This window comes from Nocardioides zeicaulis, from assembly GCF_042432345.1.
In the GTDB taxonomy this organism is placed as follows: Bacteria; Actinomycetota; Actinomycetes; order Propionibacteriales; family Nocardioidaceae; genus Nocardioides; species Nocardioides zeicaulis.
Window position 1 is genome coordinate 1,295,056 of record NZ_JBHLXH010000001.1, and the last position, 10,905, is coordinate 1,305,960.

Genomic DNA, 10,905 nt, shown 5'->3' on the forward strand with positions numbered 1-10,905 from the left:
ACCGCGCCGGCGTACACCGGAGGAGCACGTCATGAAGGCTGCTGTCGTCACCGCACTCGGCGCACCGCTGGTGGTCCGCGAGGTCCCCGTCCCGGAGCCCGGCCCCGGCCAGGTCCTGGTGCGGATCGAGACCTGCGGGCTGTGCCACACCGACATTCACGCCGCCCGCGGCGAGTGGCCGGTCAAGCCCAAGGACCAGCTCATCCCCGGCCACGAGGGCGTCGGCATCGTCGAGGCCGTCGGCGCGGGCGACCTGCCCGTCGCGGTGGGCCAGCGCGTCGCGATGCCGTGGCTCGGGGACGCGTGCGGCCACTGCCGCTACTGCATCGACGGCTGGGAGACCTACTGCACCGACCCCGCCTACACGGGCTACACGATGGACGGCGGCTACGCCGAGTACGCCGTCGCGTGGGCCAGCCACGTCGTCCCCGTGCCCGACGGCGTCGACCCGGTCGACGCCTCGCCGCTCACGTGCGCCGGCGTGACGACCTACAAGGCGCTCAAGGTCGCGGAGCCGCGGCCCGACGAGACCTGCATGGTGGTCGGCATCGGTGGGCTCGGGCACCTCGGCCTGCAGTACGCCCGCGTCTTCGGCTGCCGCACCGTCGCCGTCGACGTCCACGACGACAAGCTCCAGCTCGCCAAGGAGCTCGGCGCCGACCACGTCCTTGACGCACGGGGCGACCAGGCGGCGCAGCTCGCCGAGATCGGCGGCGTGGACATCGCGCTCGTCACCGTCCCGTCGCCCGCCGCGATGCGCGCCGCCCACGCCGCGCTCAACCCCAACGGCCGGCTCGTGCTGGTCGGGCTGCCCGCCGACAACCGGCTCGAGCTCCCCGTCTTCGAGACCGTGCTCAAGGGCGTCAAGGTGATCGGCTCGCTCGTCGGCACCCGCAACGACCTCGCGGCCTGCTTCGACCTCCACGCCCGCGGCCTGACCCGCGTCGTCACCGAGACCCGGCGGCTCGAGGACGTCAACGCGTGCTTCGAGGAGGTCCTCGCCGGCGAGGTGCCCGCCCGGCTGGTCTTCGACCTGCGGTGAGAGGGGCGCCCTTCCCTCGGTGGTCGAGGTGCGAGCGCCTCTCGGTGGTCGAGGTGCGAGCGGAACCTGTCGGTGGTTGAGGTGCGAGCGGAACCTGTCGGTGGTTGAGGTGCGAGCGCAACCTTTCGGTGGTTGAGGTGCGAGCGCAGCGAGCCTCGAAACCAACGATGACGGACTTCACCGCCCCCGCTAGCCTCCGAGAAGCAACGTCGCGCACGGAACCACACGAGGTGATCGGGTGAGCACGCACACGGAGGGCCACGGCCGCCCCGAGGCCACGCTGCCGGGAGGCCTCGTCGAGGTCCTGATCCGCTGGGAGGAGTCCGGCGGTGGGTGGCGGGTCCTGACGACCAAGGACGACTGGATCGACATCGCCCTGCTGTCCGGTGACACCAGCGAGCAGGTGACGCACGTCGGCAGCGCACGCACGTCCGTGCTGACGGAGTTCCTCGCCGGTCGCACCGAGAGCGGCCAGACGGTCGGCTGACGCGCCATGCTGACCTCATGACGGAACGCAACGTCCTCGGCGGCGAGCTCGACCCCTGCGGCACCGACCCGGTCACCGGCTTCCACCGCGACGGCACGTGCACGGTCGGCCCGCACGACGCCGGCCTGCACGCCGTCTGCGCGGTGATGACCGACGAGTTCCTCGCCCACCAGAAGGCCGTCGGCAACGACCTCTCCACGCCCCGCCCGGAGTGGCAGTTCCCGGGTCTCGTGCCCGGCGACCGCTGGTGCGTCGTCGCCGCACGGTGGATGCAGGCGTACGCCGCCGGGGTGGCCGCTCCCGTCGTGCTGGCGGCGACGTCGGAGCGCGCGCTCGACGTCGTACCCCTCGGGCTGCTCCGGGAGCACGCCGTCGACGTGCCGCCCGACCTCAGCTCCCTGGACTGACCCGCTCAGCGGGGCCTGCCTCCACCGCCGAGAACAGCACCTGCAGCACGCCCTCGGGCAACCGCACGTGGTAGCGCGTGCGGCCCACCTTCTCGACGACGCCGACCCGTCCGCCCCACCGGCCGCCCGAGGTGATCCGCGCCGTCTGGCCCACCTGCAGGCGGGTCACAGGGGCACTGGACATGAGGCGCCGGAGCTCGGCCGTGTAGCTCGGGTGCATCGTGACGAACCGACCCCGGTAGGTCCACTGGATGATCCGAGCATCGGTGTCACCCGAGTCGCACCGGCGGCACAGGAGCACCCGCTCGGGTCGGCGGTGCCGGTCGAACTCGTGCCCGCCACCGCACGCACCCCGCCAGTCGCCGAGCACCCGCGGCGCGTCCTCGCGCACGCAGCGCTCGCCGTTGCTCCCGATCGAGATCGCGATCGCCCGCCAGGTCGCGTCGTGCTGGTGACGCGGACCGGCAAGCGCGTGGGCGATCTCGTGCAGGATCGTCTCGCGGACCTCGGCCTCGTCGTGCAGCTCGGTGAGCGCCGCGCTCAGGCCGATGGTGCGCGACCCGTGCCGGCACACCCCCGCCCGGCGCTTGGCGCGGTCGAGCTCGATCCGCCACCCGTCCAGCCCGTGCTCGTCACGGAGCCGACACGCCAGCTCGAGCGCGTCCTGGAGTTCCACGACGTACATCCCACCAGAGCACACCGACAGCGTGCGCCGCGAATGCGGTCGCGGCGTGGCCGAGGTCGTCGGCAAGCGGCTCCCGACCACGACGCCTCCATGATCGACGTCCGCATGTGACCCTGCCACCCGGGTACGGGATCACTTCCCCCCGATCCCGATCGAAGGCGGTACCGCGCGATGAAGGCAGTCACCTGGCAGGGCGTCCACGACATGCAGGTCACCGAGGTCCCGGACCCGCGCATCGAGGAGCCGAGCGACGCGATCATCAAGATCACCTCGACCGGCCTGTGCGGCTCCGACCTGCACCTCTACGAGACGCTCGCGCCGTTCATGGAGGCCGGCGACATCGTCGGCCACGAGCCGATGGGCATCGTCGAGGAGGTCGGCTCGGAGGTCACGAACCTCAAGGTCGGCGACCGCGTCGTCGTCCCGTTCAACGTGTGCTGCGGGTCGTGCTGGATGTGCGACCAGGGCCTCTACAGCCAGTGCGAGACCACGCAGAACCACGAGCACGGCACCGGCGCGAGCTTCTTCGGCTACAGCAAGCTCTACGGCCAGGTGCCCGGCGGCCAGGCGGAGTACCTCCGCGTCCCCTTCGCGAACTTCCTGCCCGTCAAGGTGCCGCACGAGCACGCCGACGACCGCTTCCTCTTCCTCTCCGACGTCCTCCCCACCGCGTGGCAGGGCCTGCAGTACGCCGACGTCCCCGACGGCGGCACGCTGCTCGTCATGGGCGCCGGCCCGATCGGCGACATGGCCGCGCGGATGGGCGTCCGCGCGGGCTACCGCGTCTTCTCCGTCGACCGGATCCCCGAGCGGCTCGCCCGCGTCGAGGCCTTCGGCGCCGAGCCGCTGAACTTCGACGACGCCAACGACGTCGGCTCGGTCGGCGACATCATCCGCGAGGCCACCGGCGGCCGCGGCCCCGACTCCGTGATCGACGCCGTCGGCATGGAGGCCCACGGCTCGGGGGGCGCCCAGGGCGTGCAGAAGCTCGTCGGCCTGCTCCCCGACGCCGTCGCCGAGCCGATGATGAAGAAGGCCGGCCTCGACCGCCTCGCCGCCCTCCACACCGCGATCGACGCCGTACGCCGCGGCGGCACCGTCTCGATCTCCGGCGTGTACGGCGGCGCTGCCGACCCGATGCCGATGATGCAGCTCTTCGACAAGCAGGTGCAGCTGCGGATGGGCCAGGCCAACGTCCGCCGCTGGACCGACGAGCTGCTCGCCATGCTCGTCGAGGACGACCCCTTCGGCGTCGACGCCTTCGCGACCCACCACCTCCCGTTGGCCGAGGCGCCGGATGCGTACAGCACGTTTCAGAAGAAGGAGGACGGAATGGTGAAGGTGGTCTTCCAGCCCTGAACCCTGTGGAAGAGCGTTCGCCCCACGCCGGCCGCTGGGTCAGGGTCGATCCATGACGAACGAACCCTTCGCACCCGTGATCAGGACGCAGGCCGACCTTGAAGGAGCGTGGCGCCGTCTGATGGGCCCCGTGCGGCCTGGCGGACGGTCGCTCTGGATGATGCTCATCCAGGACGACGTGCCCCTCCCCCAGCTGATCGAGGTCACCGACGCCGCACGAACCCGACGAGCCGCTCATGGCCAACTCCGCGACGCTGCTGCAATTGCTTGCCGAGGACTCGCTGGACGACGTGCGCTTCGCTCCTCATCTCCCGGCCGGGGTCGGGCTTCCTGACTCCGTCCGACCGCCGCTGGGCGACGGCGTTGAACGCCGCGACGTCCGAGTCCCGGGTCCGGTGTGAGGTCGTGCACCTCGCCAACGGCGCCTCCATCCGTCCCGTCCCGCCGGACGAGCTCGCGCCGCTGGCGCCCAGCGCGTGACCGCGCTCGGATGCCGAGCCTTCGAGCCACGTCGTCCGTAGAACACGTCGGCGTCGTCCCAGTGCGTGCGCCAGTAGCCATCCTGGTCATGGAAGTCGATACGCTCGACCTGGATCGGGTAGCGGTGGCCGGTGGTCGGCAGCGCAACATGCGGGGGTCCCAGCCCATCGAGCAGGTGGTCGACCTCGTCGTCCCGACGTCGAGCGGGTCTCCCCCACCAACGTCGACGAACCGAACCGATGGCCCTCCGCCTCCGCGGGAGTACATCCGGCTCGGTGCTAGCGGACGGAACGACTCGTAAGACTGCTTTGTATTGCGTAGGCGACCGAAGAGATCACTCCGCTTCCCTTGGACCGTCCTTTCCAAACTGGCAAGTCAGACCTTGAGAGAAGGCGCAGGGGTGCCGCACCACTCGCCTCGAGCCCGCCCAAGAACAACGGCGTCGGCTACGCCTCGCCGTCCCGTCCATCCCTGACTGTTGAGCTCCTGAGGCCCATCGGATCCACTCCTTTGGAATGGCCGCGCGGACCTTCGTCTCAGATGGAGCGCCCCGCGCAGCATGACCTGCGACGGATATGTCAGTGTCGGCTGCCGCATCATGGACCGCCAACTGTGCGACGGCCTCAGCCCTCGTGACATCGGCGTAGTCATGGCTTCCCGCAGGACTACCGAGACCCTGGCGAGGAAGAGCGACCTCTTTGCCGAGTTCGCTCGCGTCTCCGACACTGCCGCCAGTGCCCCAGAGGCGTTTGATATCACTGATGCTGAGATCGCTCAGGAAATCAAGGCGCATCAGCGACGCCGATTGCTGACCGCAAGCGACTCAACTGAGAAGCGGTAGGGGATGCGGTCGATGGCTTGCAGGTAGATCCGAGGCATCAGGGCTTCACGCCCGGACTGCGCCTGCGCTGCGCCTGCGGGGATAGCACCTGCCTCGTCGTGCCGACTGCACGGACGCACGCCATGACGTGTACCGAGCCGTGGCCGGCCGAGGTCATCCAGCTTACGCGCTGCTGTCGGTCGGGTGCGCTACGTTGTCACGACTTCATCCGCTTCAAGTGAGGGTTTGGCGCCGTGGCGACTGATCAAGTGGACTACCTCGCGGCTCCTCTGAGCCAACTCAGATTCGATCCAGAGAACCCGCGACTCCCGGAACACATCGACGGGCGCGACGAACAGTCAGTCCTCGATTGGATGCTGAGCGACGCAGGGCTCGTCGAACTAATGGGATCCATTGCCGTTAAGGGCTTCTTCCCTGCGGAGCCACTTCTCGTGATGCGGTCACCTGAGAATGAGGACGAGTATTGGGTACTTGAGGGGAATCGGCGGCTCGCAGCGACCCTCCTTCTCACCGAGCCGTCGCGGGCACCACGCCGACGACGTGCGGTCGAGGACATGGCCAACCTCGGCGCAGATGTCGACCTATCCACGCTACCCTGCGCCATTTTCTCGGATCGATACGACGTTCTTGACTATTTAGGCTATCGCCACATTACAGGGATCAAGCAATGGGAGCCCGCCGCCAAAGCTCGCTATCTTGATTCACTCTACCGCGAGCATCTACAAGAGCATGGACCCGACGTTTATAGATATATAGCGAGGCTCATCGGTAGCCGAGCGGACTATGTCATGCGCCTCCTCGGCGCTCTTCGGTTGTATGAGCGAATGACGTCGAACGCCGACGAGCCGCTCACTGAGGACGTGTCCTTCTCGCTCATTACGCTATCCTTGAATTATAGGGCGATCGTCACGTTTCTTGGCCTTGAAACCCTGGATCAAGAAACATTCTCTTACGTGGACGAAGCCAACCTGGACCATCTGACGAAGTGGCTCTTTCAGCCGAACCCGGAACTTGGTAGAACGCAACTTGGCGATAGTCGTAACATGAAGTTTCTCGCTGCGGCGGTCGCGCACCCTGAGGGAGTCAACGCCCTCCTTCGCGGTGAGACGGTCGAGGATGCGGCCAGCGCAACGTTAGATGTCTCTGAACTCTTCTTGCGCGCTTTGCGAAATTCACGAGATCGACTCGTTACCGCCCAAAACCTCTTGCATAGAGTCGAGAGGACAGGCGATGCGCTTGCCATCCTCGACGAGCTTGAGGAACTTCTCGACCAATTGCGCCTGTTAGTTAGGCGGCGTGACCGAGCGGGTAGGCACACGGATGTTTGACCCCACGAAGGCCGAGAGCATCCCGTCGCAAAGTGAAATCTACTACTGGGCCGACTTTGTCGAGTTCCGATGCATGGTGGATCCAGATAAGCAATTCAGCGCCCGCCGACTGGCCGAGGTAGCCAAATTTGCAGATGACTTCTCAGCCACGTCGCCTGACGCCCAGGACGGCGACGAATCGGACATCGTCGCGGCCCTCCTCGACCAAGCATCGGCCCTACACACCGATGATTTTGATGAACTATTTGATGACGCGGCATCGAGCGATCTCGAAGATCCCGACGAGCCTGCGTACGACGACTTCGGGCGAGCAGCAGAACTTGCCGATGATAGGTACCGCTGGAGCCAAGAGGTCTTCGCCCTTCTCGCCGACAGGCAGCGTTCGCTTGGTGTAGCCTATCCGTTCGAGATTGACTTCACCGGACTCCGCATATCCGCCCCGGATCTCCGGCCGGAAGGCCGAGCATACGTCTTCTATCTTCTGTCGAGCTTGTTGAACCATTTGTCCCACCAGACGATGCAACGAGTGACCGCCGAGTTCGAAGTTTTCTCACTTTCGGTGCTGCAAATCATGCTGCCCTCGAATGCCGAGGTGGACGCATACGGGACTGCTCGCGGTCGTGCGACAAGTCGTTTCATCGGTTCGCACTATGAACGACTGACTGCACTGGCGGCCGAGTTGCGCGGTGTCGTGCTTGCCCATCCGACGGACTTCCATCCACGCGACGCCGGCGACAACGGACTGGATTTGGTGGCGTGGTTACCAATGCTCGATTCCGCCAAAGGCGTGCCGTCCTTTTTCGCTCAATGCGCGTGCGGAAAAAAGTGGGATGGCAAGCAGTTCGAGGCCGGTCACGAGCGCTGGCGCGAGTTTCTGCATCTGTCCGCGCCCCAGACCAAAATAACCTTCATCCCACATTACTTCCGACGACTCGGGGAGTTTTGGTACTCAGATTCTGATGTATCGGGCGTGTTGATCGACCGGCTTCGAGCGCTTCGGTTTCTAACCAGTGCGCCACATGTTCATCCGCCAGCAGCCACTGTCGACGCAGCCTGGGAATTCCAGCTGGACGTCGTCTGACTCGTGGCATCACTATTGGAGACCGTCGTTGAAGGGCCGGGGAAGGAGCCTAGGCGTCTCGTTCCCACAGGGGCCCTCTCCTCTCGGATGTCGAATCTGGCGCGCCGAGACACGCGGCCGGAGATCGCGCTCCGCCGTGCACTCCACTCCAGGGGCTTGCGCTACCGAGTGCAGAGCAAAGTCCCCGGCAACAACCGCCGCACGATCGACATCGCTTTCACGCGCGTCCGCTTGGCTGTCTACGTTGACGGCTGCTTCTGGCACGGTTGCCCTGAGCACCACGTTCGGCCCAGGACAAACAGCGACTGGTGGCGTTGGAAGATCGAGCGCAACCAGGCACGCGACGCGGACACCGATCGCGAGCTCACCGAGGCCGGCTGGGAAGTGGTGCGAGTATGGGAACACGTCTCTCCTCCGAACGCGGCAGACCTGGTCGAGGGGATCTACCGGATCATGGCCAGAGACAGCCCCACCACGGGGTGAAACCTTCAGCGTTCATGCGCGGTCGCACGCCATGCCTGTTAGACATCCCCTCGTGGGAAGCATTGTTGTAGACCAGATCGGACCGGATGGCGCTCTCCTCAAGGATGTCGACACGACATTGCGTCCATCCGTCAAGCAGCGATTGATCCTTGATGCACTGCCGGGGTCAGCCTCCGAAGACTACGCTGGCAAGCGCGTCGTCACCTTCGGTGATCAGCTCATCCTGAGCGCTCAGATCACCCACCTCGGAAATCCGTGGCCGGGTTTTAAGAAGCGGATCCAGATTCCGCCGACGTGGAAGTCACTCGCTCTCGGGGCCGCTGGTGGCGGGCGCCGCGTCCGATTCGTAGGCGTCTATCACTACAAGTCGGTCACCATATTTGTGGACTTCGATCCAACGACCTATGTCCGGCGCAAGGCCAACAACTCCGCGGCCCACGTCAGCACCAACGACCTGTTCCAGGCCCAGACGCTCGGCCAGTTCTCCCGGGTCGACCGGAACGGGAATCGACTCACCAGCGTCCGAGCCGATCAGTTCGCTGGCTATCTACGCGCTGGCTACAAGCCCAAGCAGCCGCGCGTCGACGTCTTCCACCGCTTCAACATCGAGTTCCTGACGAATGGCGAGATCCGAGCCCTCGATGCGGTCAAGGAGATGAAGGCGTCGAAGTGGCCGGACACGTTCCAGGGGGAATGGCCGGGGTTCTACGTCGAGTTCCGGCTTGACGCCTTCTTGCGACGGACAGGTTTGGGGGGACTCGTCGAGTATCAGAAGGCGAAGGGTCACGGGATGCTCGACTACGACCTCGTCTTCAAAAGGGGCGACCAGCTCGAGTACTACGGCGACCTCAAGGCGTCCGACGTGACCAAGCACGAATCGCCAGGCAACGATGCCGAGGACATCCGACGGTGCATCGACGAGTACGGGCGCTTCTGGTACGTCATCTACGAGCACGAGACGAAGCACGCTAAGAACGACGGTCACCGCGCCACGATCGAGTGGAACGAGTGGAAGCGCTCGGTCGGGTACGTGAGCCGTAAAGGTTACGACCCGCTGTCCTACTCGCGGCGTTTCAAGGCTTCTGTCCGCTTCGTCAACATGATGATCCTCGAGGTGAACGAGGCCAACTTCCATGTGGTCCTCGGCGACTTTGCCCAGGGGAAGCAGCCCAGCGGCGAGTCACGCGCGCTCAAGGTCATGATCAAGAAGCGCAACATCGACAACTTCTTGATCTACTCAGAGGCCGTCGAAGGCCGCTGACTTGGAGGCGAGCTGCTAGCCGCGGAGCTTGAGCGAGTCGTCGGGCGAGAGCGGGGCTCTATCCACTGCCGCGATGATGCGACGGCCGGGCGCCGATCGCTTTAGCAGGTCCTCGTCACGGATCACGTGCTCACGAACGACGTGCCACACTGCGGCGACGTTCACACCGTTGCCCATCTGCTTGTAGGTGGCGGCGGGCGCCTGGGCGCCGAAGTCGAACCACTCAGGAAGGCCTTGCATACGCGCCGTCTCGCGCGGCGACAGTCGCCGCTCGCGCGGACCGACGATCGAGGTCTGAGTGATAGCAACGAGTGCGGGCAGGTACGACGGTCGCTTGGCCCTGATTCCCGACGGCCGTAGCTGCATGACCGTGTCCCACAATCGAGGTGTGTCCTGGGCCTGCCACTCAAGCTTGCGCCGTGAGGCAGGGAACTTGTCCGTGTAGATCCCCCAGCTATGCGCCCAAGGCTTCAGCCAGTCCTCGTGCTCGATGAAGAGCGCGTAGTTCTTTGCCAGGTGGCCGGCCTTCCACTGAGGCAAGGACGGGTCGACCTCTATTAGGTCTCGGTAGTGGGGCGACGGGCCTAGCGTTCGCCGCACGACGGACTTCTCAGTCCACACGTCCTTCCAAGCATCCGCCCAGATGGGCATGCCGGGTGGCCGGCGACCGTCCGTCTTCTCGAACCAGGTCTCGACGAACTCGTTCCAGGCGTCGATCCAGAGACGTTCCGAGGCGGTCAGGTTGCATCCCGCGATGTTGTGGCTGTCGTCGAGAAGGTCCTCGAGGTGCCAGGTGGAGGGCTCCCACCCGTCCACAGGTTGCCCTGACAGGACAGGAGGCTCGACGTCGACACCGTTCGTCAGGCCGTCAGGGTCGTACGTCGCGGTGATGAACACGCGCTCACGGACCTGCGGCCGTCCACCCCGTTCAGGCGGGAGGAGGTGGGGCGAGAAGACAGCCGGCACCTCGGAGACGCGATACCCCTCCTCGCGAAGCGTCTCGATGATCACCTGCCACTCATGCATGTGGCGCGGTCCAGCCAAGTTTCGGACGTTCTCGAGGAGCACGACCTTGGGGCGGCGCTCCTGGATGATGCGGAGGATGTTCCAGTAGAGCGTTCCGCGGGTCTCGTCCATGCCCCGCTGGGCGCCCGACTTGGAGAACGGCTGACAGGGAAACCCCGCCGCGAGCACCTCGTGGGCGGGGACGTTCATGACCTCGTCGTTCGCGTCCTTCGTGATGTCACCGAGCGCCTTGATCCCCCAGTTTCGCTCGTAGACTGCCGCGGCCTTCTCGTCGACCTCGACTGCGTAGACGCACTTCCCACCAAGAGCAGACAAGGCAGCGTGGAAGCCACCGACGCCCGCGAAGAGATCGATGAAACGGAAGGCAGGTGTCGAGCTCATGTTCGAAGCTTATGCCTCTCCAGGCAGTAGTGCAAAGACGCGAG

The 10,905-nt window shown here is 65.6% G+C and carries 11 protein-coding genes; 9 read left to right on the forward strand and 2 right to left on the reverse strand.

The genetic code is table 11. The features are described 5' to 3' along the window. Positions 1 to 31 precede the first annotated feature (31 nt). The 3 genes from ACFFJG_RS06390 to ACFFJG_RS06400 all read left to right on the forward strand — a co-directional run bounded on the left by ACFFJG_RS06390 (position 32) and on the right by ACFFJG_RS06400 (position 1,936). Positions 32 to 1,042: an alcohol dehydrogenase catalytic domain-containing protein gene (locus tag ACFFJG_RS06390; protein ID WP_378517765.1), complete on the forward strand. Its 1,011-nt coding sequence runs from the start codon at positions 32 to 34 to the stop codon at positions 1,040 to 1,042. A 238-nt stretch (positions 1,043 to 1,280) separates the two neighbouring features. Next, positions 1,281 to 1,529, forward strand: coding sequence for a hypothetical protein (locus ACFFJG_RS06395; RefSeq protein WP_378517766.1), 249 nt, complete (start codon positions 1,281 to 1,283; stop codon positions 1,527 to 1,529). 17 nt (positions 1,530 to 1,546) lie between these two features. After that, the gene (locus tag ACFFJG_RS06400; protein ID WP_378517767.1) at positions 1,547 to 1,936 is read left to right on the forward strand and encodes a DUF2237 family protein; all 390 of its coding nucleotides are present in this window, start codon (positions 1,547 to 1,549) and stop codon (positions 1,934 to 1,936) included. Here the strand turns inward: ACFFJG_RS06400 and ACFFJG_RS06405 are convergent. Beyond that, positions 1,920 to 2,612: a SprT-like domain-containing protein gene (locus ACFFJG_RS06405; RefSeq protein WP_378517768.1), complete on the reverse strand. Its 693-nt coding sequence runs from the start codon at positions 2,610 to 2,612 to the stop codon at positions 1,920 to 1,922. The genes ACFFJG_RS06400 and ACFFJG_RS06405 overlap by 17 nt on opposite strands. Before the next feature lie 180 nt (positions 2,613 to 2,792). Here ACFFJG_RS06405 and ACFFJG_RS06410 point away from each other — a divergent pair, with 180 nt between their 5' ends. The 6 genes from ACFFJG_RS06410 (at position 2,793) to ACFFJG_RS06435 (ending at position 9,454) form a co-directional block, all read left to right on the forward strand. After that, positions 2,793 to 3,980, forward strand: a complete 1,188-nt coding sequence (locus ACFFJG_RS06410) for a zinc-dependent alcohol dehydrogenase (protein ID WP_378517769.1) — start codon at positions 2,793 to 2,795, stop codon at positions 3,978 to 3,980. A 236-nt stretch (positions 3,981 to 4,216) separates the two neighbouring features. After that, complete coding sequence (locus ACFFJG_RS06415; protein ID WP_378517770.1) at positions 4,217 to 4,381, forward strand: hypothetical protein; 165 nt, start codon at positions 4,217 to 4,219, stop codon at positions 4,379 to 4,381. A gap of 1,168 nt (positions 4,382 to 5,549) precedes the next feature. Beyond that, a complete protein-coding gene (locus ACFFJG_RS06420; protein WP_378517771.1) occupies positions 5,550 to 6,629 on the forward strand; it encodes a ParB/Srx family N-terminal domain-containing protein in 1,080 nt (359 codons plus the stop codon). Then, positions 6,598 to 7,710, forward strand: coding sequence for a hypothetical protein (locus tag ACFFJG_RS06425; RefSeq protein ID WP_378517772.1), 1,113 nt, complete (start codon positions 6,598 to 6,600; stop codon positions 7,708 to 7,710). Before ACFFJG_RS06420 ends, ACFFJG_RS06425 begins: the two co-directional genes overlap by 32 nt. Positions 7,711 to 7,797: 87 nt before the next feature. Continuing rightward, positions 7,798 to 8,193, forward strand: a complete 396-nt coding sequence (locus ACFFJG_RS06430) for a very short patch repair endonuclease (protein ID WP_378517773.1) — start codon at positions 7,798 to 7,800, stop codon at positions 8,191 to 8,193. Positions 8,194 to 8,245: 52 nt separating this feature from the next. Further along, positions 8,246 to 9,454: a hypothetical protein gene (locus ACFFJG_RS06435; RefSeq protein ID WP_378517774.1), complete on the forward strand. Its 1,209-nt coding sequence runs from the start codon at positions 8,246 to 8,248 to the stop codon at positions 9,452 to 9,454. Between the two features lie 15 nt (positions 9,455 to 9,469). Here the strand turns inward: ACFFJG_RS06435 and ACFFJG_RS06440 are convergent, their stop codons facing one another. Beyond that, positions 9,470 to 10,861, reverse strand: coding sequence for a DNA cytosine methyltransferase (locus ACFFJG_RS06440; RefSeq protein ID WP_378517775.1), 1,392 nt, complete (start codon positions 10,859 to 10,861; stop codon positions 9,470 to 9,472). Positions 10,862 to 10,905 lie beyond the last annotated feature (44 nt).